This window comes from Hanstruepera ponticola, assembly GCF_012931685.1.
GTDB classification, from domain to species: Bacteria; Bacteroidota; Bacteroidia; order Flavobacteriales; family Flavobacteriaceae; genus Hanstruepera; species Hanstruepera ponticola.
Genome location: NZ_JABANC010000002.1, coordinates 570,304 through 593,057 on the forward strand (window position 1 = coordinate 570,304; position 22,754 = coordinate 593,057).

General features: G+C 33.4%; 31 protein-coding genes. 18 read left to right on the forward strand and 13 right to left on the reverse strand.

Annotated features, from left to right (window positions below):
- Positions 1–86 precede the first annotated feature (86 nt).
- Positions 87–230, forward strand: a complete 144-nt coding sequence (locus HGK31_RS08560) for a hypothetical protein (RefSeq protein ID WP_191859351.1) — start codon at positions 87–89, stop codon at positions 228–230.
- A 284-nt stretch (positions 231–514) separates the two neighbouring features.
- Here the strand turns inward: HGK31_RS08560 and HGK31_RS08565 are convergent, their stop codons facing one another.
- The 3 genes from HGK31_RS08565 to HGK31_RS08575 are packed head-to-tail and all read right to left on the reverse strand — an operon-like array spanning position 515 to position 2,234.
- The gene (locus HGK31_RS08565) at positions 515–739 is read right to left on the reverse strand and encodes a VF530 family protein (protein WP_191859352.1); all 225 of its coding nucleotides are present in this window, start codon (positions 737–739) and stop codon (positions 515–517) included.
- Positions 720–944 carry a DUF6500 family protein gene (locus HGK31_RS08570; protein ID WP_191859353.1) on the reverse strand — a complete coding sequence of 75 codons (225 nt, stop codon included), beginning with the start codon at positions 942–944 and terminating at the stop codon, positions 720–722. Before HGK31_RS08570 ends, HGK31_RS08565 begins: the two co-directional genes overlap by 20 nt.
- 3 nt (positions 945–947) lie before the next feature.
- Positions 948–2,234, reverse strand: a complete 1,287-nt coding sequence (locus HGK31_RS08575) for a DEAD/DEAH box helicase (protein WP_191859354.1) — start codon at positions 2,232–2,234, stop codon at positions 948–950.
- Between the two features lie 219 nt (positions 2,235–2,453).
- Here HGK31_RS08575 and HGK31_RS08580 point away from each other — a divergent pair, with 219 nt between their 5' ends.
- From HGK31_RS08580 to HGK31_RS08640, 13 genes are all read left to right on the forward strand, one after another.
- Complete coding sequence (locus tag HGK31_RS08580; protein WP_191859355.1) at positions 2,454–2,693, forward strand: hypothetical protein; 240 nt, start codon at positions 2,454–2,456, stop codon at positions 2,691–2,693.
- Positions 2,694–2,704: 11 nt separating this feature from the next.
- Positions 2,705–3,334, forward strand: a complete 630-nt coding sequence (locus tag HGK31_RS08585) for a DUF4145 domain-containing protein (RefSeq protein ID WP_191859356.1) — start codon at positions 2,705–2,707, stop codon at positions 3,332–3,334.
- Positions 3,335–3,624: 290 nt separating this feature from the next.
- Complete coding sequence (locus HGK31_RS08590) at positions 3,625–4,440, forward strand: cyclase family protein (protein ID WP_233451036.1); 816 nt, start codon at positions 3,625–3,627, stop codon at positions 4,438–4,440.
- Positions 4,441–4,458: 18 nt separating this feature from the next.
- Entirely contained in the window at positions 4,459–4,998 is a 540-nt protein-coding gene (locus HGK31_RS08595; protein WP_191859358.1) for a hypothetical protein, read from the forward strand.
- Between the two features lie 197 nt (positions 4,999–5,195).
- Positions 5,196–6,173: a PliI family lysozyme inhibitor of I-type lysozyme gene (locus HGK31_RS08600; RefSeq protein WP_191859359.1), complete on the forward strand. Its 978-nt coding sequence runs from the start codon at positions 5,196–5,198 to the stop codon at positions 6,171–6,173.
- A 20-nt stretch (positions 6,174–6,193) separates the two neighbouring features.
- On the forward strand, positions 6,194–7,174 hold the full coding sequence (locus HGK31_RS08605; protein ID WP_191859360.1) for a leucine-rich repeat domain-containing protein: 981 nt from the start codon (positions 6,194–6,196) through the stop codon (positions 7,172–7,174).
- A 276-nt stretch (positions 7,175–7,450) separates the two neighbouring features.
- Complete coding sequence (locus HGK31_RS08610; protein ID WP_191859361.1) at positions 7,451–7,663, forward strand: hypothetical protein; 213 nt, start codon at positions 7,451–7,453, stop codon at positions 7,661–7,663.
- Positions 7,664–7,922: 259 nt separating this feature from the next.
- Positions 7,923–8,702: a DUF6090 family protein gene (locus HGK31_RS08615; protein ID WP_191859362.1), complete on the forward strand. Its 780-nt coding sequence runs from the start codon at positions 7,923–7,925 to the stop codon at positions 8,700–8,702.
- A 254-nt stretch (positions 8,703–8,956) separates the two neighbouring features.
- Positions 8,957–9,664 carry a DUF6090 family protein gene (locus HGK31_RS08620; RefSeq protein ID WP_191859363.1) on the forward strand — a complete coding sequence of 236 codons (708 nt, stop codon included), beginning with the start codon at positions 8,957–8,959 and terminating at the stop codon, positions 9,662–9,664.
- Between the two features lie 110 nt (positions 9,665–9,774).
- Positions 9,775–10,572 carry an alpha/beta hydrolase gene (locus HGK31_RS08625; protein ID WP_191859364.1) on the forward strand — a complete coding sequence of 266 codons (798 nt, stop codon included), beginning with the start codon at positions 9,775–9,777 and terminating at the stop codon, positions 10,570–10,572.
- Positions 10,573–10,785: 213 nt separating this feature from the next.
- Positions 10,786–11,628, forward strand: coding sequence for a tetratricopeptide repeat protein (locus HGK31_RS08630; protein ID WP_191859365.1), 843 nt, complete (start codon positions 10,786–10,788; stop codon positions 11,626–11,628).
- Between the two features lie 168 nt (positions 11,629–11,796).
- On the forward strand, positions 11,797–12,366 hold the full coding sequence (locus HGK31_RS08635) for a hypothetical protein (protein WP_191859366.1): 570 nt from the start codon (positions 11,797–11,799) through the stop codon (positions 12,364–12,366).
- Positions 12,367–12,616: 250 nt separating this feature from the next.
- Positions 12,617–13,051, forward strand: a complete 435-nt coding sequence (locus HGK31_RS08640) for a hypothetical protein (protein ID WP_191859367.1) — start codon at positions 12,617–12,619, stop codon at positions 13,049–13,051.
- A 166-nt stretch (positions 13,052–13,217) separates the two neighbouring features.
- Here HGK31_RS08640 and HGK31_RS08645 read toward each other — a convergent pair whose 3' ends face one another.
- Complete coding sequence (locus tag HGK31_RS08645) at positions 13,218–13,871, reverse strand: uracil-DNA glycosylase family protein (protein WP_191859368.1); 654 nt, start codon at positions 13,869–13,871, stop codon at positions 13,218–13,220.
- Positions 13,872–14,438 (reverse strand): hypothetical protein, encoded by a 567-nt coding sequence (locus tag HGK31_RS08650; RefSeq protein ID WP_191859369.1) that lies wholly within the window; start codon positions 14,436–14,438, stop codon positions 13,872–13,874.
- A 68-nt stretch (positions 14,439–14,506) separates the two neighbouring features.
- Here HGK31_RS08650 and HGK31_RS08655 point away from each other — a divergent pair, with 68 nt between their 5' ends.
- Positions 14,507–14,638 (forward strand): 30S ribosomal protein THX, encoded by a 132-nt coding sequence (locus tag HGK31_RS08655; protein WP_104734534.1) that lies wholly within the window; start codon positions 14,507–14,509, stop codon positions 14,636–14,638.
- Here HGK31_RS08655 and HGK31_RS08660 read toward each other — a convergent pair.
- The 7 genes from HGK31_RS08660 to HGK31_RS08690 all read right to left on the reverse strand — a co-directional run bounded on the left by HGK31_RS08660 (position 14,628) and on the right by HGK31_RS08690 (position 18,689).
- Positions 14,628–14,966, reverse strand: a complete 339-nt coding sequence (locus HGK31_RS08660; RefSeq protein ID WP_104734535.1) for a hypothetical protein — start codon at positions 14,964–14,966, stop codon at positions 14,628–14,630. The genes HGK31_RS08655 and HGK31_RS08660 overlap by 11 nt on opposite strands.
- Positions 14,923–15,681 (reverse strand): peroxide stress protein YaaA, encoded by a 759-nt coding sequence (gene yaaA, locus HGK31_RS08665; protein WP_191859370.1) that lies wholly within the window; start codon positions 15,679–15,681, stop codon positions 14,923–14,925. The genes HGK31_RS08660 and yaaA overlap by 44 nt, the downstream gene beginning before the upstream one ends.
- Before the next feature lie 95 nt (positions 15,682–15,776).
- Entirely contained in the window at positions 15,777–16,538 is a 762-nt protein-coding gene (locus HGK31_RS08670) for a glycosyltransferase (RefSeq protein WP_191859371.1), read from the reverse strand.
- A gap of 6 nt (positions 16,539–16,544) precedes the next feature.
- On the reverse strand, positions 16,545–16,784 hold the full coding sequence (locus tag HGK31_RS08675) for a hypothetical protein (protein WP_191859372.1): 240 nt from the start codon (positions 16,782–16,784) through the stop codon (positions 16,545–16,547).
- 64 nt (positions 16,785–16,848) lie between these two features.
- Positions 16,849–17,028 carry a hypothetical protein gene (locus HGK31_RS08680; RefSeq protein WP_104734539.1) on the reverse strand — a complete coding sequence of 60 codons (180 nt, stop codon included), beginning with the start codon at positions 17,026–17,028 and terminating at the stop codon, positions 16,849–16,851.
- Positions 17,029–17,085: 57 nt separating this feature from the next.
- Positions 17,086–18,123 carry an RluA family pseudouridine synthase gene (locus HGK31_RS08685; RefSeq protein WP_191859373.1) on the reverse strand — a complete coding sequence of 346 codons (1,038 nt, stop codon included), beginning with the start codon at positions 18,121–18,123 and terminating at the stop codon, positions 17,086–17,088.
- 2 nt (positions 18,124–18,125) lie between these two features.
- Positions 18,126–18,689 carry a PASTA domain-containing protein gene (locus HGK31_RS08690; protein WP_191859374.1) on the reverse strand — a complete coding sequence of 188 codons (564 nt, stop codon included), beginning with the start codon at positions 18,687–18,689 and terminating at the stop codon, positions 18,126–18,128.
- A 166-nt stretch (positions 18,690–18,855) separates the two neighbouring features.
- On the opposite strand from HGK31_RS08690, the gene HGK31_RS08695 reads away from it, so the two are divergent.
- From HGK31_RS08695 to HGK31_RS08705, 3 genes are all read left to right on the forward strand, one after another.
- A complete protein-coding gene (locus HGK31_RS08695; RefSeq protein ID WP_191859375.1) occupies positions 18,856–19,836 on the forward strand; it encodes a D-alanine--D-alanine ligase in 981 nt (326 codons plus the stop codon).
- A 152-nt stretch (positions 19,837–19,988) separates the two neighbouring features.
- Positions 19,989–20,444 (forward strand): pantetheine-phosphate adenylyltransferase, encoded by a 456-nt coding sequence (gene coaD / locus HGK31_RS08700; protein WP_191859376.1) that lies wholly within the window; start codon positions 19,989–19,991, stop codon positions 20,442–20,444.
- Between the two features lie 5 nt (positions 20,445–20,449).
- Positions 20,450–20,923, forward strand: coding sequence for a hypothetical protein (locus HGK31_RS08705; protein WP_191859377.1), 474 nt, complete (start codon positions 20,450–20,452; stop codon positions 20,921–20,923).
- 170 nt (positions 20,924–21,093) lie between these two features.
- Here HGK31_RS08705 and HGK31_RS08710 read toward each other — a convergent pair whose 3' ends face one another.
- Positions 21,094–22,716: a SulP family inorganic anion transporter gene (locus HGK31_RS08710; RefSeq protein WP_191859378.1), complete on the reverse strand. Its 1,623-nt coding sequence runs from the start codon at positions 22,714–22,716 to the stop codon at positions 21,094–21,096.
- Positions 22,717–22,754: the final 38 nt, after the last annotated feature.

The following is a 22,754-nucleotide window of genomic DNA, read 5'->3' on the forward strand; positions in this document are numbered from 1 at the left end:
ACACTTAAAAACCTGATTTTAAGAGAGTTTTAATAAACATCCACAACATAATTGTTATCTTTTAGCGAACACAAAAATTAAAAACTATGGGAACTATAACAGATAAAAGAAAATTTAAACCTACAAAAGAACAAACAAATCCTACAAATCCAACAGGAAACACCAATATTGAAACCAACGATTTTGATATTGATGAGAAAACTATAAAAGAACAAAAAAGCAAAAAATAATTGTAGATACTTAAAAAAAATGAAGTCTATTCTTTCAAAAGGATAGACTTTTTTAATTGACATTAATATAAATAGGTTGCACTTTATAAATACATTATTTAATTAAAGCCTTTTGATAATCCATTCAATATTCAATATTCAATAATTAATCTTTTTGTTTATTCCTCCTCTAAAAATCATGAAATTCCAATTAAATAGCAATCGAATGAGTATGAATAATCAATCTTGAAAAATGATTTTTTTAAAGAACACAAATATTACCGCATCTTCAAAAAACGCATAAACTACTGTTTATTTTTAAGCATAGTTAAATACATTGCTTCAACTTTAGTTCGTGCCCAAGGTGTCCGTCTTAAAAATTTTAAACTAGATTTAACCGAAGGATTATCAGTAAAACAACGAATATTAATAACATGTCCCATATATTCCCAACCATAATGAGCTTCTAACTCATTAATGATTTGTTCGAGTTTAATACCATGAAGTGGATTATTTGGCTGACTCTCCATGTATCAAGCTTTTAATTTTTACAGCCTTTTCAAAATGATCTAATTGGTGTGTTTGTATCCACCATGTTGCAGCTTCCATTAATAATTCTGGATGGTCATTTTTATTAGCAAAAAAGGCATAAAACGACAAACCAACAGCATCGCCTTTTTGAGCTATTTTCTTATCACAAACAGCCAGTATTTTATCTCTTAAAATTGGTGTCAAAACTTAATTATTTGAGCGTCTTCTATTTTTATTTCTATTTCGGTTTCGTCCAGTATGAGACGCATTACCGCTTTTAGATTGTTGCTTATTTTCTCCTTTAGGTTTAGAGCGTTGTTGCCTACCTTGACCTTGCTTTCTGGGTTCGGTTGACGCGTTAGGATCTGGTTCAAATCCTTCAATAATAGCTGCTTGTATTTTTTCACCAATTAATTTTTCAATATCTCGTAAATAGGTTGTTTCATCAGCACTTACTAAAGATATAGCTTCACCACTGGCTCCTGCTCTACCTGTTCTGCCAATGCGGTGTACATAGTCTTCAGAAATATTGGGTAACTCAAAGTTAATAACATGTGGTAATAATGGAATATCCAAACCTCTAGCAGCAATATCTGTTGCCACCAAAGCACTAATTTTCCCTGATTTAAAACCACCTAATGCTTTGGTTCTAGCACCTTGACTCTTATTGCCATGAATAGCAGCAGCTGAAATTCCCGCACCAATCATTTTTTTACAAAGCTTGTTAGCACCATGCTTAGTTCGGGTAAAAACCAAAACCTGTTTCCAGTTCCCATCTGAAATTAACTTGATAATTAATCCCGTTTTTTTGCCTTTGGCTACACGATACACTTTCTGATTGATAACCTCAACAGCTGTGTTTTCAGGCGTGGCCTCAACCGTCACAGGTTGGTGCAAAATACCATTAGCCAACTTTCTAATCTCTTTTGAAAATGTAGCTGAAAACAACAAACTTTGTCGTTTTTTAGGCATTGAATCCATGATACGCTCAATATCGCGTAAAAAACCCATGTCTAGCATACGATCGGCTTCATCTAAAACCAGAATTTCAACACGTTTTAACGACACTATCCCTTGGTTTTGCAAATCTATTAAACGACCTGGAGTGGCAACTAAAATATCGACACCTCTGCGTATAGCAGCCGCTTGTGGCTTCTGATTAACACCACCAAAAATAACAACCGAACGTAAATTGGTAAATTCGCTATATGCTTTCACGTTTTCATAAACCTGTGCAGCCAATTCCCGAGTTGGTGTTAAAATAAGCGCACGAATGGGTCTGTATTTTTGATGCTTATTTTCTTCCAATAATTGCAACATAGGTAAGGTAAAACCAGCTGTTTTTCCAGTACCTGTCTGTGCAGAGGCTAAAACATCTTTTCCTTCCAAAATAACTGGAATGGCTTTTTGTTGAATGGGTGATGGTTCAGTATAACCTTGTTGAGAAACCGCTTTTAGTAAGGCATCGGTTAAGCCTAAAGATTGAAATGACATATAAATAATTGTACAAATGACATTCTTATTTATAGCGCCATTTTCTATTAGGTGTCAAAGATACAGCTATTATTTTTGGTGTTCGCTATTTACTTGATTATATCAAAAAAATAGACGAACTTCGTTTACAGTTGATATAGATAACCTGTATTGAGCTTGTCGAAATATTAAAACGCATTCATATCATAGCGTTGTGCACAATATCTCAACTGAACGCAAATGAAAGAAAATAAAGATAGAGTTATAATTGCGAGTGACGTAAACAAGCGTGACGGAATTGGAGTTGAAATCTATCGAAATGATGAATTAATTGCTGAAATATTTCGAGATGACACAGAAAAAACTCGAATGATACGAATTTTCAAAGAAAGTATTTCACTTGAACAAATGGAAGAATTTATTCAGACATTTAAAAGAGAAATTCCTTGGGAATTTATAAATTACGATAATCTTGAATAAAATTTATCTTTATGAAATTTGTAAAACCTGAAGTATTCTCTAATAACTTTACCTGCCCAAATTGTGGTGTATTATCAAAGCAAGATTGGTGGAGTTCAAAGTGGAATGGTGTAAGAGATTCTAGTCATAGAAGAGAGTACGAACCAATTAGAGTTGGTAAATGCCATAACTGTAATGAAAACACACTCTGGATTAAGGACAAAATGCATTATCCTGAAAATGGAAACGCACCATTTCCTAACCCAGAAATGCCAGAATCAGTTCGGAAACTCTATTTAGAAGCTACTTCGATACATTCAAAATCTTCACGCGGAGCAGCTGCTTTATTGAGACTTGCAATTCAAGTTCTTTGTAAGGAACTTGGAGAAGATGGAAAAAATATCAATAAAGATATCGGAGAACTTGTAAAAAAAGGGCTTCCAGAAATTGTTCAACAATCATTGGATATTGTTAGAGTTACTGGAAATGATGCAGTTCATCCAGGACAAATTGATACTGATAATCCCGAAACCGTTGGTCAACTTTTTGATTTAGTGAACATAATCGTCGAGTATATGATAGCTCTTCCTAAAAAAGTAAGTGGAATTTACAATGGATTGCCTAGTAATAAAATTGATGGAATCTCAAATAGAGATAGTTAACAATACTGTGCACAACAACGTGTATAATTCATTGCTGCGCTAGTTGGTTAAGAGGAAGAGTTGAACTCGTTTTTTGTATATTTAGTTCATCGGAAAATTAACAAGGCACAGCCTAGCTCATTTTTCTCCGACGGAATTTTCGCCAGTCACAAACTGGCTCATCCTTGCTCAAAATGAGCTTTGGCTGAATTCCGCAACAAACCATACACAAACACGTAAACGAAACCTTAAAAATGGTTGTATATTTCTTATACTTAAAATTAAAATTTCCTAATCAAAACGTTAGTTTCTTGCTAAAAAGCTTTAGCATAGTATTTAGTTTAATACTTTTAAGCTGTGAAACACAAACCAAATCGGTTACCGCAGAAACTCCAAAATACTTGTCTGATAAAACCATTATTGATTTATCACATGAGTATTCCAAAGAAACCGTGTATTGGGTTACAGCCAAAGAGTTTGAACTCGATACCGTTTTTGCAGGCGACACCGATAAAGGGTTTTATTATTCTGCTAATAATTTTGCCACTGCCGAGCATGGTGGAACCCATATAGATGCACCCATTCACTTTTCTAAAACAGGGCAAACCGTTGAAGAAATTCCGTTAGAAAACTTAATAGGTTCAGCTATAAAAATTGATGTGTCTGATAATGCCAAGGGTAATCCCGATTACTTGATTTCGGTTGAAGATTTAACAAGCTGGGAAACCCAAAATGGTCATCAAATTCCTAATAACAGTATTGTGTTGTTGCAAACAGGTTTTGCAAAATACTATCCAAATAAAGAACAATATTTAGGCACAACCGAACGTGGTGACCATGCCATTGCCTTGTTACATTTCCCTGGATTATCACCTGAAGCCGCACAATGGCTGGTTGACAATAGAAACATTAACGCCATTGGTATTGATACACCAAGCATAGATTACGGGCAATCGCAACTGTTTAAAAGTCATGTTATTTTACTATCTAAAAACATACCAGCTTTTGAAAATTTGACCAATCTGGATAAATTACCACAGGATGGTTTTGACATTATTGCCTTACCTATGAAAATAAAAGGCGGAACGGGTGCGCCATTACGCATTATAGCATTGCTAAACAACTAAAATTATAAATCAAACATTATGAAAACTCTTATTGGAAATCTTATAATTATACTCGCTTTTTCATGCTCTGTTTTTTCACAGAACAATTTGGATAAAGTTACCAACGCTATGGAACCTTTACATTTTATGTTGGGCACATGGGAAGGTGATGCTTGGACTATGACTCGAGAAGGCCGAGTTGAGTCGCGTATCAAAGAACATATTTATTGCAAAACAGATTGCAACATTATGGTTGCTGAAGGATTGGGAACAAAAACCGATGCTGAAACCAATGAAACCGTTGTTGTTCATGAAGCTTTTGGCGTGATGTATGTAGATCCAGAAACCAAAAAACTCATGTTAAGAGCCTATAAGGATAATAAAATATCCATTTCAGAAATAGACATCATTTCAGATAAAGTTATTCGTTGGAAAATGGAAATCCCAAATCAAGGTACCGTGAGGTTTACTAGTGATTACAGTAAAGACAATACATGGGTTGAAATAGGTGAATTTAGTCGCGATGGCGAAAACTGGATGCAGTTTTTAGGTATGGAACTTACCAAAATTGCCGATTAAAAAACCTGTGGCTAACACGTGCATAATTAATGGCTAGAACTCGCCAACTTATGACAATTGCTTGCGCCAGTTCGCTACGCTTGTCTCTCACGGATTTTCTTTTCCGTTTGTATTTGCTAAATTAGGTGCTTAAAACACGCAACAAACCATTTACAAAACCGTTGCGATAATTAACATAACAACAAATGCCAGAAAATATGAATAATAATTTTTATGCTATCGTGATGGTTCTTTTTTTGACTATCGGCTGTAAAAACGAAACAAAAAAGATTGAAGAAGTTTCAAAAACAGAATTCACTGAAGCGTTAAATGTATTAGGCAGCTATGTTTCTGACGGTTATTCGCAGAGAAATGAAGGCTATGATTGGATAGCCATATCAGTTACAGAAACAGAAAATAATCAATTGAATATTGCAGTCCGCTCAAGAGCAGACAAGAAAAAACCTACTTGTACATTTGATGCAGTTGCTTATAAAGTAGATGACAAACTTTACCAAACCCAAATTGATGGAAAATCCATTCTGTTTGAATTCACTAATACGCAAATCACTATAACTGCAGAAAAGGAAGATGATGAAAACGTACTGTATTTTTATTGCTCTGGTGGTGCAAGTATTGCCGGAACATACCAAAAAATAAATGAACCAATTGATCAAAATCAAATTGACAAAACAAAATTCAATAGCGTACTAAACTTACAAGACGTTGGATTTAATGTCTCTTCAATAGAAAAAGATGGCAAAAACACCCTAACAATTTTCACATTTGGATTAAAAGAACGTGAATACCAAGAGTCATTCAACATTGACGGTGAAGAAGTAATCAACGCAGAAGTTGAAGACCTTAATTCTGATGGCTCACCTGAACTTTTTGTTTTTACTCGGTCAGTTGGAAGTGGAAGTTACGGAAATGTGTACGCATTTTCCGTTAATAATAAGAAATCAATGAGTGAGGTGTATTTTCAACCTACAGCAGAAAACAGCGAGATAAATAAAGGATATATGGGACACGATGAATTTTCGCTCGTTGAAAATACTTTAGGTCAACGCTTTCCAATCTATAAAGAAGGTGATACAAATGCTGAACCAACTGGAGGAACAAGACAAGTTTCTTACAGACTGGTAGAAGGCGAAGCCATGAGAAAACTTGAAGTTGATAAAATCACTGAATATTAAAAACAGTAATAAAAAATAAGATGAATAGAGCATTAAAGCAATCCATGAAACCGCTAATGATACTTTTCATTATCCTTTTCAACCAAATTACATCTGCTCAAACTGTTTCTTTCGAAGATTCAAACCTTGAAATTGCAATTAGAGAAATAATTAGATTACCATCGGGAGAAATCACAAAAATACATGTTGACAGTATCAAAAGATTGGATATTCGAAATAGAGGAATCACTTCGTTAAAAGGTCTTGAGTTCTTTAAAAATCTACAAATAATATCTGCGGATTCTAATCCAATTAGTGACCTGTCGCCTTTAACTAACTTGAAAAGATTACGAGTCTTAAATCTTGGTAACGGAAAAATCAGCGATCTCTCACCTCTATCTGAATTAGATAGTATGTACGGTATTTGGGTGCCGGAGAATAAAGTTTCAGATCTCTCACCTATCAAAAAATTAATTAGCTTGGAGCATCTTATTATATCAAAGAATAAATTAACTGATATTGGCCCTATTTCAAACCTGACTAACCTTGTTCAGCTGAATTTAGATTACAATGAGATTGATAACCTATCACCTCTTTCAGGTTTGTTAAAGCTTGACAAGCTATCACTCCACGGGAATGATATATTGGATTTAAGCCCTCTTGCTACTCTTGTAGCACTGAAGCACCTAGACCTTCGAAACAATCGTATCGAAAATCTCAACGCTCTGGAGAACTTAACTTCTTTGGAAAATTTATTTCTTTGGAACAATCAAATTGAGCATGTATCTACACTTTCATCATTGATCAACCTTGAGTGGCTGGAACTTGGTGCCAATGAAATTGTCGATATCTCCCCATTATCAAACCTTAATAAGATAAAACGGTTATCCATCAATGACAATTACATAAACTTTAATGCTGGTTCTGATGCATTAAGCTTTGTTGAATCTCTTCAAACAAAAGGTACTATTGTTTACTACCTCCCACAACAGAATTATAACTATTTCAAAAAGCTTAATTAAAATCAATGTTCTAGAAATAAACCACACACAACAAAGTATAAATTATATTAAAACGTAATTTATACTTACCGTTGGCATTCATTGGCGCAACGCACTAAAAATTAAGAAAAATGATTTTTAAAATAATAATTCTCACTAATTAGACTGAATTATGAATAAGATAGGAAATAAAAAGTTATTTTTAGTTGATAAACCCGTATGAAGAATTAAGCAAATTGCCGAATTGCTCACTCAATCAGAATTGAATATAACTTAAAAATCGAATTTAAAAAAAATATGAATACGCAGACAAAAGCAATAATAAAATCAGGTTTGTTTTCGGGAATCGTCTACGCTGGACTAATGGCTGGATTTGACTATTCTGACGGACAAGATTTCAAAATATGGAAATTTATATTTCACGCCTCTTTTTTTGGAATATTAATGGCACTTATGACCAGATATAATTTAAAAAAACAAGCAGATAAAGAAAAAAATAAAACGGAATAAAAACAACGAAATGCCAACATAGCTATAAGCAATGGCTTCAAACCTTCCCTACGTAAAGTCCACGCAAATTTGCTATCTTCGGTTTGCAACAAAAAAGTCCGTTGGACATTTCACACAACAAGCCATACACAAACCGCTAACCAATGATAAAATTTTTTAGATTATCTCAACAAAATTTTGCAAAGCAAAATCAAAGGTCTAGTAGACCTTTGGTGGAGATAGCCGCTTGCGGAAAGCTCAAAATTAAAATGTGTTAAATATGATTAAGTTTTTTAGACATATACGCTACAACCTTATGGAAAAAAATAAAACTGGAAAGTATTTTAAATATGCCATTGGAGAAATAGTTCTAGTTGTAATTGGTATATTGATTGCTCTTCAGATTAACAATTGGAATGAATCCAATAAACTGAAAAAAGAAGAAACACTCTACTTAAAAAGATTAAAAATAGATTTAGAAAAAGATACTCATTACTATAATATTAGCAAAGAAAGAGCTAATCTATTAATAAATCAGAACAATTTATTTTTACAAAAAATCTATGAAGTTCAAAACTCTATTGATGAATGCAGAGAGTTGATGAATATTCCATTATGGGATTCTGAATACCTTACAATTCAAGACAATACCTACAGGGAACTCGTAAGTTCTGGAAAATTAAATTTTATTTCCAATCCAACTTTAAAAGAAGTGATGATTGATTATTATAGATTAATTGAATCCAAAGCCAATTATATTAAAGAGTTTAACGAATATTCTAGAGAGCTTTTGGCTAATTATGTCAGTACTTATCCAGGAACTATAAAAATTACAAGAAACCCAAAAGAGTGGACTGAAATTTTCAATGACAGAACGTTTCGAATGAAAGACTTTGAATATCTAAATGACCCATCCAATTCACAATTTCAAAGTTTAGAGGACCTCATAATGGTTTATATCGACAAACACAAAAATTTTATTAATCTTTTCGATGAATTAAAAAACAATTCAAAAGATTTATTATTTCAAATTGATCTAGAAATTAATAAAAATAAATAACCAAAGTACAACACCAACTATAAGTAATGGCTTCAAACCTTCCCTACGTAAAGTCCACGCAAATTTGCTATCTTCGGTTTGCAACAAAAAAGTCCGTTGGACATTTCACACAACAAGCCATACACAAACCGCTAACCAATGATAAAATTCTTTAGATTATCTCAACAAAATTTTGCAAAGCAAAATCAAAGGTCTAGTAGACCTTTGGTGGAGATAGCCGCTTGCGGAAAGCTCAAAATTAAAATGTGTTAAATATGATTAAGTTTTTTAGACATATACGTTACAACCTTATGGAACAAAACAAAACAGGAAAGTATCTTAAATACGCTATTGGAGAAATCGTTCTTGTGATAATTGGAATTCTTATAGCTTTAGCAATTAACGAAAATGTAAAAGCTAACAATAATTTAGAATTACGCAATGCATACATCACACAGCTAGACGATGAAGCTAATCGTAACATTGATCGATTAAATGAAATTAATGATTTTACAATCGAAATTCTTAAAGAAGTTGACACAGTACTTAAAATATTATACACCAAAGATTACGACAACCCAAAATTGCCAACAAAACTAGATAGGCTAATGCAATCCAACTACTTAAATCCGACAACGGTAACTTATGAAAACTTGAAATTCTCTGGTGACCTAAAACTGTTTAATGATTTAAACTTGCGTAACTCTATATCTGAACCCTACGAGACATTTAATAACATAAAAGTCGTAGAAGATTTAGATTATGTAGGGTTCAAAGATTTTTATGAGAATTTTTTGATTTCAAATGTAAGTTTTTGGGATATGAACTTGACCGCAAAAAGTTATGCGCAAGAAATCCATTTTCAAAATTATGTTTTGGCAAGAAGAGTATCTTTAAATCTAAATAAAGATGCATATGAGAATTCAATTGATTCCTTTAACAAATTGAAGACCATTTTTTCAGAATTAGAAAATGATAATTAGAAAATAAAAAACTGTGTACACAACCGGCTATAAGTAATGACTAGTCCTCGCCTACTTACGGCACAAGCACAAAGTGCAAACACGTTGCAAACAATTTGAATAACAATACTATGAGAAACTATATTTTATTTTTTATACTAATAGCATGTTTAAAATCAGGAATTAGCTATTCTCAAGATGTCAATGTTAAAATTGGAATTAAAGACAGCCTTCAATCAAAAATATTAAATGAGAATAGACAACTAGTAGTATCTCTGCCTATTGACTATGACGTATCAAACGATACGTATCCTGTTCTCTTTTTGTTAGACGGAACTGAAAATAATCTCATAGATGCCAGATTAGTAACATATAATCTGCGTTTGAAAATAATTATTGTAGCAATTTCAAATACTGACCGAGACAGAGATATGATGCCAATTAGCAGACCCTCATACCAAGTAGAAAATCCTAAAGCCGATAATTTTATATCATTCCTTGAAAGCGAACTAGTACCATATATTGATAAAAAATATCGTACAAACAGTCAAAAAACCATAAGAGGTAGATCTTTAAGTGGATTATTTGTAATGTATGCCTTTTTATCAAAACCAGAATTATTTGATAATTATATAGGAAATTGTGCTGGGTGGTTTGCAGATATGAATACCTATTTCAATAAACTAGCAGATAAATCTTTTCAAAACAACAATAATTTTAAAGGAAAAAAATTATTTGTAGCAAACTCGTTGGCTGACCCATTAGACCCAAACAAGGAAATACACCAATCAATAGTTGATTTATCCAAGAGAATAGAACATGAGTTATGTGACCGAATAAAATATGAGTATATGACTTACGAAAATGCTGGACACGTTCCCTATTCAGGTTTTTATGACGGAATGAAATTTATATTTGAGAAAGAATAAAAAACTGTTACCTAACACCATATAAAATTGACGGCTAATTCTCGCCTACTTACAGCACAAGCGCAAAGTACAAACTGGCAAAGAAAAATCCTCGCGACACGAGCGAAGCGAACTGGCGAAGCAATTTTCTATTCGGTTTTTATTTGCTAAATTATGTGCTGAAACACGCAACTAACCATGCACAAACCGTTGGCACCAATTTAAAAAAACGAAATGAATAAAATTTTAGCAATAGTAATTCTATTATTAACGACTCAAAATTTAATTTCCCAAACTGCGCTGGAACTGAATTCTAAAGGAATTGAACTTGCGAAAAAAGGAAAAATAGATAAAGCATTCTCAATTTTTGAAAAGGCAATTAAACTTTATCCGGATGCGCCAGGACCATATTCGAATAGAGGAAATGTGTACCGAATGAGAAAAGAATATGAATTAGCTATATCTGACTATTCTAAATCTATAGAATTAAATCCTGACAACTTAAGTGTCCTTTATGCAAGAGCAAACACTTATATGGACAATAACAACTTTGAAATGGCAATTTCTGACTATTCAAAAATCATTGAGAAAAAACCATCTTTCTCGGATATTTACTTTGACAGAGCTTATGCCAATATAAGATTGGAGAAATATGAGAATGCAAAAGCTGATTTAGAATCTCAATTGGAAATCACACCAAAAGATTTTAAATCATTGGCAAATCTGATTAACATAAAAAAGAAATTAGAATTATTTGATGAAGCGTTAGCTGATTATCAAAAGATAGTAACCGAATTCCCAAATCAACCAAATCTTCATATTCTTTATAATAATTGGGCAAGTCTTTACAGAGAAATTAAGAAACCTAAAGAAGCTCTTAAAAAAATTAATGAAGCTCTCAAGGTAAAAAAGAATTATGACATCGGATTATTCAACAGAGCAGGTATTTATTTGGAACTCGGTGATGAAAAAAATGCTTGCAAAGATTTTAGAAAAGCTCTTAAATTAGACCTTGAAATGAATGAGCATTTTGAAGCTGATGAAGATTTTGAAAAACTTAATAAATTGTGTGAATAAAAACTGGTGCCAACAATGACTAGAAGTAATTGCTTGTTCTCGCCTACTTCTGAAAATCCTATCGGATTTTCCTAATGGTTCGTTTCTTTTTTGCTAACTTTAGTCCTAGCCAACGCAACTAGCCATAACACGAACACGTTGTGCTTAATTTTGACCAAACCGAAATCTATGAACAGAATCTTAAAAAAAGGAGTTTGTTTTATATCAATTATTTTTCTCATTTCTTGTGGAACGAATAAAATTACAACTGAAAATAAAGATGTAAACACACAACCTAATTCAAAATATAAGAAAAGTCGGAAAGCTTATTCTGGAAAATTAAATAACTCTGAATACGGAGAAATAATAAAAAAAATAGAAATGGAATTAAAAACAACAATTCCTAATAATAAATCTATTCTTGTGAATTTTAATCAGAAAGCTCCTAATTGTTTATCAGTTCGATTAAGTGAAAAAGATAATATTCAAGTAGCAAAAAACAGGATTCGAATCTCATCCCAAATTAGTTCTAACAATAACACTATTGATTTCTTTGTGTACACTAAAGATTCATATAATAAAGAGATTTACGAAAAAATGCCTGAATTTATATTAGATTCTGGCTTTTTCTATGAAAATGTATTTACTGAACATCAAAATTGCGAAGCCATTCTAATTATAAAACCAAATGGAGATTTTCATAAATATTATGGAGAAGATTATTACACAGAAGTTGATTTTTTTTTAGAAAAGAATTAAAAACCAAGCACAACACTGGCTATAAGTAACCAGTCCGACAAGTCATTCTGGCGGGTTGCTAGTTCTAGCCTACTTCTGAAAATCCTCGCGACACGAGCGAAGCGAACTGGCGAAGCAATTTTCTATCTGGTGTTTATTTGCTAAATTACGTGCTAAACCACGCAACGACACGAGCAAAGCGAACTGAACAAAGTTAAATCAAAGATTCAACGAAGTTAAATCATACACAAAACCATTAGACGCAAGTTGAATGAACAAACTCATTAAAAAACCATATCTGATTTTTTGGCTTTCTATTCCGATAATTTGCTTACTCGGATTTTTTACTAAAGCTGATTCTTTTGGATTCAATGTTCACCACACCTATTTTGTAATTGCCACTAACCATTTAATCATGCTGATTTCATTACTTTTCGGAATAATTGGACTTGGATATTGGATTATGGAAAAAGCCAATAGAAAACTATCAAAATGGCTTAATTTAATACACATAACCTTGACCTTTGGCGGAATTTTAATTGTTTTGATTTTGACTCAATGTTATAGGACTGAAATTATGGAATATGATTTCAATAATAACCTGACTTTAAGCATCACCCTTATTTTAATTACTGTAATATTTGGTCAATTAATTTTTCCAATTAATATAATAAGAGGACTAACAAAAAAACTACCCAACCCCTAGCCTAAAGAACAAAATCTACCCTTGTCCCAACCCATAGCCTCGTGAGTCTCCCATCCCCCATCATCGGTTATCGGTCATCCGTCATCGGTCAACCACCATCCGCCATCAACAAATAACCAAATCAACGAATCAACTGTCCCTACCTTTAGCGTCGCGAACCCAACATCTAAAAAAACTCTCGGTACTGCATAACCCGGAAATCAAAGGTGTTAAACTCGGGGTTTTTTGCTTTTAACTGCTTATATAAAGGCAGTCGGCTAATGGAAATATTGGCTGCTCCAGAACCAGAAGTTAATGATACTGTTTTGATGGTTCTATTTTGAATCTGAAATTTATGGATTCTGGGTACTTCATTATCTACCAACTCCAGTTTCAGCTTATAATCCCGTAAATGCCTTCTAAAAAAATACTCCGGGCCATTTTTACTATTGCCACCAGTAAACAATAAGGTGTCAATATGAGGATATTGCTTTAAATAGCCAACCAAATCACGTAACACAATGTTTGTCATACCCAAATCAGAAGCATCTATCTTCTCCCTTTCGGCTGAAGCCACAATATCACAAACACCAATTTGGTGTTCAATTAAAAACGCTTGACGCTGATCTATGGCTTCCTGCGAGTTGTCATACCGCAATCCCAATTGATGTATTTCATCTATAAACAACCACAAACTATTGTAGTAACTCCCATAGCAAAAATCAACATCCTTTTCCAGTAAATCGCCCGTAGAAAAACGTGGCGGTGGCAAGGTGCCAACTATCAATTTCGTCGTGTTTTCTTGAATAAAAGGTTCGTATGGATGTTTGTGGAGAAACAACTATTTAACACCAATATTATACTGAAACCCAATTGAGGTCAAATAACCACCTTTAAAATCACCTGTTCCGTATAAATATGATATTCTAATCCCTGCCGACTTTCCAAAAAACTTAAATCGTAATCCCATGTTTGCCATAGGACCAGAAATAACATCTTCTATTGTGGTATAACTTGTTAGGAAGCCATTGTTAAATTTTAGCGTTCTTTGTGAGTTATCAATACTGTAACCTACTCCAATAAAACCACCGCTTTTGTTGGCATATTTAGTTCTATCACTAGCATGACCAAAATTAAACTCTAAAAGTATTGGGATATGATAGGCTAAACTACTTACTGCTCTATCCGAAATGACGTAGCCTAATCCTAAATGTGTTCCTATTGAAAGATTGGAGTTTTCACCCACTTTCAAAAAATTGTATCTGGGCGAATAGGTCACTGCAATATCTTTTGAAGTAGCGTCTCGTGTTCCTATATAACCAGCAATTCCCGCTGCATGGGAAAACTTGGTTTGGGATGTTGCAAAAGTTAGGATGAAAAATAACAGCGTTGATAATAGCAATCTCATAGTTAGTGATTTAGATAAATTTGATTTTTAGCCTTAATTTTCGTAATATAAAAAGTAAATAGGAAAAAATGGGAAAAGGCGATAAAAAAACAAAACGTGGAAAAATCAATCGAGGTACATTTGGTGTCAGACGTCCTAGAATTAAAAAGAAAGTAAAACCAGAAGATAAAATTAGTATCAACAAAAAAGCTAAACCTTAATGTTATTACCTAGTTTTTTTCCTAAAGCATAGGCACCTGCTATAGAACCTATAATGAGGCATATTGTTAGAAATACATAAACGGTGTATAGCAATAAGCTGTCTTTTGAGTTTATACAAAAGGAATCCCACAAACAAGTTTCTAATGGATCTTCATTAATTTTTATAAGTAAAAAACTGAATCCAAATAATACAACAAGAGAAACCAAAACGTATTGTAGGGTCTTGTTTTTTGGCTTTTTACCAGTAGGTTTAAAAGCTCGCCGTTCAAATTCTGAACGTTTATTATCTTGTAAAGACCAAATTGTTTTCTTTGGAGAGTTGCTCATGAAATCTGTAATTTTCTAAATCAAAACCTTTAATATCATCCAAGGTTTTCGCATCATTTTCAATGATATAGCGCGCCATTAATCCACGAGCTAGTTTGGCGAATATACCAATGGTTTTGTAGTCGCCATTTTTTAGTTCTTTAAAATCAATATGTACCACAGGTACTTTTAAGGCTTTAGTATCTACAGCCTTAAAATACTCATTACTGGCCAAGTTTAAGAATAACTCACCTTCTTCCAATTCATCATTCAAAGCTTTAGTAACTTTCTTTTTCCAGAATTCATAGAGGTTTTTGTTTTTTCCAACCGGTAGTTTTGTTCCCATCTCCAATCTATAAGGCATGATTAAGTCTAATGGTTTTAAAACGCCATATAAACCAGACAGAATCCTAACAGTATCTTGGAGTTTGTCCAATTTCTTGGTAGATATATTATAAACATCCAAACCACGATACACATCACCATTAAATGCATAAACCGCTGGTCTTGCTTTATCTTTTGAAAATGGCAATTCCCATTCCTGATTGCGCTCGTAATTTAACTGTCCCAAATTATCAGAAATACTCATGAGCTTGGATAAACTTTTAGCCGATTTCTTTTTAAGCAGTTTATTTAAACGCTCCGCTTCTGATAAAAAACAAGACTCTGTTGCTTTGGTAGTTGGTAATTTACTATCATAATCTAGAGATTTGGCAGGAGATAACACTAGTTTCATAAACAATTTGTATTTTCTTCAAAGTTACAATTGTAATTAATAAAATTCAAGATGCGTATTTTATATTTTCTATTGAGGCATTGACTAGCTTTATACTAAAAATGAAATTGGTTTTCTTTTAAAACTTCCCAATTGAAGTTTAAATACAAATCACTTCTGGCATCCAAGGGATTTTTGGCTGTTTGTAATGTTTTTAATTTTTTTTCATTAAGTGCATCATTCACAGTTAGGTCTCTAATCAAACTATTATGGTTCTTAAATTTGGAGTGTTTGTGTTCCCTATGAACAACATTTGAATATGTGTAAATATAAAATTTGGTCCCTAAAGCTTTTTGTAAAAAATAGAAGAAACTATCCTCATGACCATAATGACCGCAATATGCTTCATCTACACCCTGACTTTTGTAAAAAACGTCTTGAGTTAAAAAAAACACATTAAAATGCGGATCAACTTCCTTTAAACCATAATATCTTCTGAATTTAAAAATAGCATCTTTAGGAATCTCAAAGCTTATAAGGCTCTCAAATAAGTTTTCAGGAAACAATACATCTAAATCCGTTAAAACCATTTTGTCTGATTTAGCATATTTGACACCTAAATTGCGTGCGCCTCCTTGATTCCATTCAATATCATCTGTGATTCTTAATAAAGTATAGTTGAGTGGCACATCTTCAGGAATTATAAAACGGATTGGTGAGTGATCATCTACAAATACAAAATGAATATGCTTTAAAACATTGGGATTATAACGACTGTAAATTGCTATTAATTCTAAAAGTGGGTTAAACTTGCTATTGTCTAGATAAAACGGCACAACATAAGTCAACGCAATTTGGTTAATTGATGCTTTTGACATGTGCTTTTATTTAGTGACTGAATTTATTTCTAAAACATGGAGTTGAATAAGAGCCTCAAATCCTTCTGTAAATTCTTTAGGAACTTCGTCTTTAAAAAAGACATTACGATCAATTGACTTAACCATAAAGTCATAACTGGCTAAATCAGTTACATCAAGCAAATACTCATGCTCATGACTCGTAAAAATAAAACTGTGATGTTCTTTGCTTACTTTAAATTTAGGATTTAATACATAGTTAACCATGAAAAACAATCAGGAAGTGTTTAATTCTCTAAAAAAAGTGTCAAAAGGAAATTAAGATTGTCAATTAATAACCATCGTCATAATAGCCATCATCGTAGTACCCATCGTCATAATAACCATCATTATAGAATCCATTATCATCATCATCTGATTTACATGATACAATAGACGAACCTATTATTGTTACCGCAGAAGTAATTAACAATGTTTGTCCTGTTCGCTTTAAAAAGTCACGTCTTTTCATAAGATGAATAATTTATAACTAAAGTAATATTTTTTCAGATTAATCCAAAATATTCTCTTAAACATCTTGGTGTTTTGAATACTGACGCCATTTTTCAACACAAGCTTGCATATCTTCGGGGATTTCAGAATCAAACCGGAGCATTTTACCAGTTTTAGGATGCTTAAACCCAAGTGTTTTGGCATGAAGTGCCTGACGTGGTAGTATTTTAAAACAGTTTTCTACAAATTGCTTGTATTTGGTGAAAGTTGTTCCTTTTAGTATGCGTTCACCACCATAACGCTCGTCATTAAATAGCGTATGTCCCATATGTTTCATATGAACCCGAATTTGATGTGTACGACCTGTCTCCAATTTACAAGAGACCAATGTAACATAACCCAAACGTTCCAAAACTTTATAATGTGTAACAGCAGGCTTTCCTTTGTCAGCATCATCGCCTTCGTAAACTGTATTTTGCAATCGGTTTTTGGGGTGTCTTCCAATATTGCCTTCTATGGTGCCTTCGTCTTCTTCAATATTTCCCCAAACCAATGCCACGTACTCACGTTCACTAGTTTTATCGAAAAACTGCTTGGACAAATGCGTCATAGCTCCCTCATTTTTAGCAATCACCAACAAGCCACTAGTGTCTTTATCAATACGATGTACTAAACCTGGTCGGTTGCTAGAATTATTAGGTAAGTTATCAAAGTGATAGATCAAGGCATTAATCAACGTGCCTGAATAATTACCATGACCTGGATGCACAACCATGCCAGCTTCTTTATTTACCACCAACAAATCATCATCTTCATAAACAATATTAAGTGGCAAATTTTCTGGCGTGAGTAAATACTCGTAAGGTGGATGCTCAAACAGCACTCTGATTTTGTCTAAAGGCTTTACCTTGTAGTTCTGCTTTACAGGAACATCATTTACATAAATATTTCCGTTTTTTGCAGCCGCTTGAATTTTATTTCGTGTAGCGTTTTCAATAAAATTCATTAAGTATTTATCTATTCGAAGTGGTTGCTGACCTTTTTCGGCTGTAAACGCATAATGCTCATACAAGTCATCATCTTCTGGCTGATTTTCTGGTGTGTATTGATCCATGATTAGTTTGAACCAGGTCTTTTACCATTTCCTAATACCAAATCAATTTTTGATGTTTTTGGTAGCATATCACCAGCCTTAATTTCTTCTCCGTTATGAGTCATCTTTAATACCACATCAATAGCTATATTATCTACATACTTTAAGTTTCCAACTTCAAAACCTAATGCTTCTAATGTTGGTTTGGCTTGCCTTAAAGTGCGTTCTTCCAATTCTGGTACCATCACCTTCCTATATCCCGAAGGGTTTAGCGTTAAATATATTTTACGGTTTTCTTTTACCTGTTTACCTGCAACAGGATCTTGCTCAATAACTGAAAACTTTGGGTAATCTGGATTGAAATTTGAAGAATCCAATATTTCCATGGCCAAATTATTCTCGTTCAATTCAATTTTAGCCACTTCAATTGACTTCCCTTTTAAATCAGGAACTGTTTCAAACTCACCGTGATTTGTTGAAATATTCAACCATTTGAGCATGATAAAAGCCAAAACGACTATAGCTACTACTGCTAGTACCAATTGCTTTAAAAACACTTTACTTTTAAGAAATCCTATTAAACTCATGGGTGATTATTTCTGAAACAAATATATAAAAACAGAACTGTTTTTACTTTCGATTTTTTAGTGATATTTTAGCTTAACTAATAATAGATACGTTTTATTGTTCGTTTTAGATTAGATAGGCAGAATTAATAAATAAATTGTTTCCTTTTTCAAGGGAATGTTAAGCATGAAAAAAAAGATTGGCATAATAATGGGTGGCTACTCCAGTGAATACGAAATTTCACTCAAAAGTGGCAATGTGGTTTATGAAACTTTAAACCCAGATAAGTTTGATGCTTACCGACTTCACATTTTTAAAGATAAGTGGGTTTATGTTGATAATCATGAGCAAGAATTCCCAATTGACAAAAATGATTTTTCTATAACTATTTCCAACAACAAAATTACTTTTGATTGTGTGTTTAATGCCATTCATGGTTCACCAGGTGAAGATGGCTACATGCAATCCTATCTAGAATTATTAAATATACCACATACCAGCTGTGGCATGTATCAAGCGGCCTTAACGTTTAATAAACGGGATTGCTTAAGTGTTTTAAAACCGTATGGCATCAAAACGGCTGAAAGTTACTATTTAAATTTGGGTGATGCGATTGACGAAGAAGCCATAATCAAAAAGGTTGGTTTACCCTGTTTTGTTAAGGCGAATAAAGCAGGTAGCAGTTTTGGAATTACTAAAGTTTATAAAAAAGAAGAGCTTAAACAAGCTGTAGAAGTAGCTTACAAAGAGGACGATGAAATTATTATTGAGTCTTTTTTAGATGGCACCGAAGTTTCGGTTGGTGTTATTTCATTTAAAGGAGAAACCAAGGTTTTACCTATAACAGAAATTGTAAGCGAGAATGATTTTTTTGATTACAAAGCAAAATACTTCGGTGAATCTCAAGAAATAACACCAGCTCGTATTTCTGAAACTGATGCTGATAAAGTAAGAAGACTCGCAAAACAAGTTTATGAAATTCTAAAAATGAAAGGCTTTTCCAGAAGTGAATATATTTTTAAAAACGGAGAACCTCATTTGCTAGAAGTCAACACAGTTCCTGGTTTAACCAAAGCCAGTATTTTACCACAACAAGCTGGAGCTGCTGGCATTAGTCTAGCGGAACTGTTTGAAAACGCTATTGAGGAGGCTTTGATTAGTGAGTAGTTAAAATTACTTATCTTTGAATAACCAGTTGTCATTCCGCATGGACATCGAGGTGTCACATTGAGCCTGTCGAAATGCATTCGAAATATGATGCGGAATCCAATTTATTACTAATTTTAAATCAATAGATTCCTGCTTTCGCAGGAAGTATTATGAAACGAGCTATTTTTCCAGGATCATTTGACCCAATAACGCTAGGACATTACGATATCATCAAACGTGCAGTAAACTTATTTGACGAAGTCATTGTAGCTATTGGTGTTAATGCTGAAAAGAAATATATGTTTTCATTAGAAGAAAGAAAGCAATTTATTTCTGATGCATTTAAGGATGAACCAAAAGTGACTGTAGTATCTTATGAAGGATTGACTGTTGACTTTTGTTTAAAAAATAATGTGAAATTTATTTTACGTGGCTTACGGAACCCAGCCGATTTTGAATTTGAAAAGGCTATTGCTCACACCAATCGGGATTTGGCTCCTATTGAAACCGTTTTCTTATTGACTGCGGCTAAAACATCTTACATAGCTTCATCGATTGTTCGAGATGTTATTAGAAACCATGGTGATTATACCAAACTAGTTCCAAAAAGTGTTCGTGTGAAATAATTGTCATGAAATATTCGAAACTTTATTCTTTTCTATTTATCATTCTCGTTTTAGGATGCAAAAAGGAAGAGACTAAAAAATTAGATAAAGCACAAATTATTGGTGAAATCGAAATTATGTTTAACGATTATCACGATGCTATTAAGCAAAATGGTTTGCCTGCTGAATTTGATTATCTTGATGATTCAGAAGAATTTTATTGGGTGCCTCCTGGTTATCAATCGACAATAAAATATGATTCAATTAAAGCAATTCTTATTCAGAATAACAAAAGTATTCAATCTATTGCTTTTGAATTTGAAACTTTAGAAATCTTTCCTTTATCATCAAAAATTGCGAACTATTCAGGTATTGTAAAAGGCGAAATGGTTGACACAGCCAATGTTACTTCCCAATTTAAAATAATAGAATCAGGTACACTTATAAAACGCACTGATGGCTGGAAATTACTAAATGGCCAATCTAGAAATTTAGATTAAGAATACCTATTAAATATTTTGAATGCTAAAAATCAACCCGTCTGTTCGAGTGATTTTGCGGAACGAAAAATCGTATCGAGAACTCTTTAAAGTTAAAGTTCTTGTTTTCGATACATCACGCTTTGTGCGTGACACTCAAACTGACGAACTTTACAAAAATATTTAACAACTTAAAACTTATATTCCGATAATGAATTTGGAAATTCTTCAGGATTGGCTGCCAAGTGATAGCGTGGATCATCGATATCCTCAATAATCACTTCTCGAAATTTAGGACTGGCTTTGTATAATAAGATTTTACAGTCTTCGCTTAAGTGTTTTAGTTTGATAGATTTACCTTCGGCTTCATATTTTTCCACCAAATTAAAAATAGCTTCCAATGCTGAATGGTCACTTACACGTGATTCCACAAAATCTATTTCAACGGTATCTGGGTCGTTTTTAACATCAAACTTATCGTTAAAAGCCTTTATGGAGCCAAAGAATAATGGTCCCCAAATTTCATAAACTTTAGTGCCATCATCCTTAAAGCGTTTACGCGCACGAATACGCTTCGCATTTTCCCATGAAAATACCAAAGCACTGACAATAACACCTGCGATCACAGCAATGGCTAAATCGAATAAAACCGTTAAACCAGAAACTAAAATCAATACAAACAAATCAGTTTTAGGAATCTTATTCATAATTCTAAAACTTGACCAAGCAAAAGTCCCAATAACTACCATAAACATCACGCCTACTAAAGCTGCAATAGGTACTTGTTCAATAAGACCTGACGCAAACAAAATAAAGCCTAGTAAAGCTAAAGCAGCAACAATTCCAGACAATCGTGTACGACCACCGCCTTTGATGTTGATTATGGATTGCCCAATCATGGCACAACCTCCCATGCCTCCAAAAAGGCCTGTTACGATGTTTGCGCCACCTTGCGCCAGACACTCGCGATTGGTATTACCTCTTGTTTCAGTTAATTCATCAATGAGATTCAAGGTCATTAAAGATTCAATTAAACCTATAGCTGCCAATATCAACGCATAAGGACCAATAAATTTTAAGGTTTGCCAAGTAAAAGGTACTTTCTCAAATATGTCAAATTGAAATTGTGGCAAACCACCTTTTAAGCCTTCACCACCACCTTCACGAATAAAGCTACCAACAGTGGCTACATCTAAATTTCCAAAAATTACAATAGCAGAAACAACTAATATAGCTAATAAGGCTTCAGGTAGTTTTTTGGTTAATTTAGGTAAACCAAACATGATTCCCATAGTTAAAGTAACAAGACCAATCATAGTCCATAATTCAGTTCCAGATAACCACACTTCCTTTCCATTTTCAACTGTCATAAACATTCCTAATTGTGATAGGAAAATCACAATAGCTAATCCGTTAACAAAGCCCATCATTACGGGATGTGGAATAAGACGAACAAACTTTCCAAGCTTAAAAACACCTGCTAACATTTGAATTATCCCCATCAGAATTACCGTTGCAAATAGATAATATAATCCCAATTGCTCGCCTGCTGCTCCCATGGCATTACCTTCGGCTACCAAACTAACCATAACCACTGCCAAAGCACCTGTAGCACCACTAATCATACCTGGTCGACCACCAAATATTGACGTAATTAAGCCAATCATAAAGGCTGCATACAATCCAACTAATGGGTCTACGCCTGCCACAAAAGCAAAAGCAACTGCCTCTGGAACCAATGCTAAAGCAACGGTTAAACCAGATAAAATATCGTTTTTGGCATTGGCTGCACGCCTTCTAATAAACTCTGTCATGATGGTTGTTTTACAAGCCGCAAAAATACGGTTAATCT

Coding starts and splice junctions, on each gene's coding strand:
- HGK31_RS08560 (WP_191859351.1), top strand. CDS start 87: ATGGGAACTATAACAGATAAAAGAAAATTTAAACCTACAAAAGAACAA.
- HGK31_RS08565 (WP_191859352.1), bottom strand. CDS start 739: ATGGAGAGTCAGCCAAATAATCCACTTCATGGTATTAAACTCGAACAA.
- HGK31_RS08575 (WP_191859354.1), bottom strand. CDS start 2,234: ATGTCATTTCAATCTTTAGGCTTAACCGATGCCTTACTAAAAGCGGTT.
- HGK31_RS08580 (WP_191859355.1), top strand. CDS start 2,454: ATGAAAGAAAATAAAGATAGAGTTATAATTGCGAGTGACGTAAACAAG.
- HGK31_RS08585 (WP_191859356.1), top strand. CDS start 2,705: ATGAAATTTGTAAAACCTGAAGTATTCTCTAATAACTTTACCTGCCCA.
- HGK31_RS08595 (WP_191859358.1), top strand. CDS start 4,459: ATGAAAACTCTTATTGGAAATCTTATAATTATACTCGCTTTTTCATGC.
- HGK31_RS08600 (WP_191859359.1), top strand. CDS start 5,196: ATGAATAATAATTTTTATGCTATCGTGATGGTTCTTTTTTTGACTATC.
- HGK31_RS08605 (WP_191859360.1), top strand. CDS start 6,194: ATGAATAGAGCATTAAAGCAATCCATGAAACCGCTAATGATACTTTTC.
- HGK31_RS08610 (WP_191859361.1), top strand. CDS start 7,451: ATGAATACGCAGACAAAAGCAATAATAAAATCAGGTTTGTTTTCGGGA.
- HGK31_RS08615 (WP_191859362.1), top strand. CDS start 7,923: ATGATTAAGTTTTTTAGACATATACGCTACAACCTTATGGAAAAAAAT.
- HGK31_RS08620 (WP_191859363.1), top strand. CDS start 8,957: ATGATTAAGTTTTTTAGACATATACGTTACAACCTTATGGAACAAAAC.
- HGK31_RS08625 (WP_191859364.1), top strand. CDS start 9,775: ATGAGAAACTATATTTTATTTTTTATACTAATAGCATGTTTAAAATCA.
- HGK31_RS08630 (WP_191859365.1), top strand. CDS start 10,786: ATGAATAAAATTTTAGCAATAGTAATTCTATTATTAACGACTCAAAAT.
- HGK31_RS08635 (WP_191859366.1), top strand. CDS start 11,797: ATGAACAGAATCTTAAAAAAAGGAGTTTGTTTTATATCAATTATTTTT.
- HGK31_RS08640 (WP_191859367.1), top strand. CDS start 12,617: ATGAACAAACTCATTAAAAAACCATATCTGATTTTTTGGCTTTCTATT.
- HGK31_RS08650 (WP_191859369.1), bottom strand. CDS start 14,438: ATGAGATTGCTATTATCAACGCTGTTATTTTTCATCCTAACTTTTGCA.
- HGK31_RS08655 (WP_104734534.1), top strand. CDS start 14,507: ATGGGAAAAGGCGATAAAAAAACAAAACGTGGAAAAATCAATCGAGGT.
- HGK31_RS08660 (WP_104734535.1), bottom strand. CDS start 14,966: ATGAGCAACTCTCCAAAGAAAACAATTTGGTCTTTACAAGATAATAAA.
- yaaA (WP_191859370.1), bottom strand. CDS start 15,681: ATGAAACTAGTGTTATCTCCTGCCAAATCTCTAGATTATGATAGTAAA.
- HGK31_RS08670 (WP_191859371.1), bottom strand. CDS start 16,538: ATGTCAAAAGCATCAATTAACCAAATTGCGTTGACTTATGTTGTGCCG.
- HGK31_RS08675 (WP_191859372.1), bottom strand. CDS start 16,784: ATGGTTAACTATGTATTAAATCCTAAATTTAAAGTAAGCAAAGAACAT.
- HGK31_RS08680 (WP_104734539.1), bottom strand. CDS start 17,028: ATGAAAAGACGTGACTTTTTAAAGCGAACAGGACAAACATTGTTAATT.
- HGK31_RS08685 (WP_191859373.1), bottom strand. CDS start 18,123: ATGGATCAATACACACCAGAAAATCAGCCAGAAGATGATGACTTGTAT.
- HGK31_RS08690 (WP_191859374.1), bottom strand. CDS start 18,689: ATGAGTTTAATAGGATTTCTTAAAAGTAAAGTGTTTTTAAAGCAATTG.
- HGK31_RS08695 (WP_191859375.1), top strand. CDS start 18,856: ATGAAAAAAAAGATTGGCATAATAATGGGTGGCTACTCCAGTGAATAC.
- coaD (WP_191859376.1), top strand. CDS start 19,989: ATGAAACGAGCTATTTTTCCAGGATCATTTGACCCAATAACGCTAGGA.
- HGK31_RS08705 (WP_191859377.1), top strand. CDS start 20,450: ATGAAATATTCGAAACTTTATTCTTTTCTATTTATCATTCTCGTTTTA.
- HGK31_RS08710 (WP_191859378.1), bottom strand. CDS start 22,716: ATGACAGAGTTTATTAGAAGGCGTGCAGCCAATGCCAAAAACGATATT.